Origin of the sequence: Streptomyces klenkii (assembly GCF_003626645.1) — a bacterium.
Classification (GTDB): Bacteria; Actinomycetota; Actinomycetes; order Streptomycetales; family Streptomycetaceae; genus Streptomyces; species Streptomyces klenkii.
Genome location: NZ_RBAM01000100.1, coordinates 1 through 1,301, shown reverse-complemented (window position 1 = coordinate 1,301; position 1,301 = coordinate 1). Strand labels below are relative to the sequence as shown.

Here is a 1,301-nt window from a genome sequence, read left to right as displayed (position 1 = left end):
CGTACACCCCCTCCACGTCGTCGCGGGTGAGGGGCACGGCCAGCACGGAGTTGACGTGATCCAGCAGGTAGTCGATGTCGGCGCTGGAGGCGGCCGGGTGCGCCTTGTCCAAGTCCCAGGCCGTGTCGGTGGTGCCGACGATCCAGTGCCGGCCCCAGGGGATGACGAAGAGCACGCTGGTCTCGGTGCGCAGGATGACGCCGGTGGAGGAGTGGATGCGGTCCTTGGGGACGACGAGGTGGATGCCCTTGGAGGCCCGCACGTGGAACTGGCCGCGCTCGGCGATCATCGCCTGCGTGTCGTCGGTCCACACGCCCGTGGCGTTGACCACCTGGCGGGCGCGGATCTCGTAGGAGCCGTCCTCCTCCAGGTCCCGCACCCGGACGCCGACCACCCGCTCGCCCTCGCGCAGGAACTCCGTCACCCGCGCCCGGTTGGCCACCAGCGCCCCGTACCCGGCGGCGGTGCGGACCAGCGTGGCCACGAAGCGGGCGTCGTCCACCTGCGCGTCGTAGTACTGCAACGCCCCCACCAGCGCGTCCTTGCGCAGCGCGGGCGCGATTCGCAGCGCCTGACGGCGGCTCAGGTGCGGGTGCCGGGGCAGCCCGCGGCCGTGGCCCGAGGAGAGGGACATCGCGTCGTACAACGCCACGCCCGAGCCCGCGTAGAAGCGCTCCCAGGCGCGGTGGCGCAGGGGGTAGAGGAACGGCACGGGGCGCACGAGGTGCGGCGCGAGCCGCTCCAGCAGCAGCCCGCGCTCCTTCAGCGCCTCCCGCACGAGGCCGAAGTCCAGCATCTCCAGGTAGCGCAGGCCGCCGTGGATCAGCTTGCTGGAGCGGCTGGAGGTGCCCGAGGCCCAGTCCCTGGCCTCGACCAGCCCGGTGGCCAGGCCGCGGGTGGCGGCGTCCAGCGCGGTGCCCGCGCCGACCACGCCCCCGCCGACCACCAGCACGTCCAGCTCCCGCTCCGCCATCCCGGCCAGGGCGCCCGCGCGCTCGCGCGGTCCCAGTGCGGTCGTCCTCACGCTGTGCCTCCTCGTGCTCGCCGTGCTGCCGTGCTCACCGCGCTCGCCGTGTGGCGCGCGCTCCCGGCGTGGAACGTCCTCCGCGCGCCCGCCGTTCGCGGCGCCCGCGCCCCCGCCGCCCTCGTTCCCGCTCCGCCCGCGCCCGGCTCCGCCGTGCGCGCCGCCGTCCCCCTTCCCCTCCCCGCTCGCGCCTCCTTCTCCCCGCTTCTCCCTCCCCCCCGCCCCCCCCTCTCCTCCCCCTTTGCCCGCCCCCCGCACCCCCCCACCACCCCCTGGC

1 protein-coding gene is annotated in these 1,301 nt (G+C 75.6%); it reads right to left on the bottom strand.

Translation table 11 applies throughout. The annotated features are described in order from the left end of the window. On the bottom strand, nucleotides 1–1,024 hold a 1,024-nt coding region (locus D7231_RS34935; protein ID WP_147449893.1), incomplete at its 3' end, for a glycerol-3-phosphate dehydrogenase/oxidase. Between the last annotated feature and the right edge of the window lie 277 nt (nucleotides 1,025–1,301).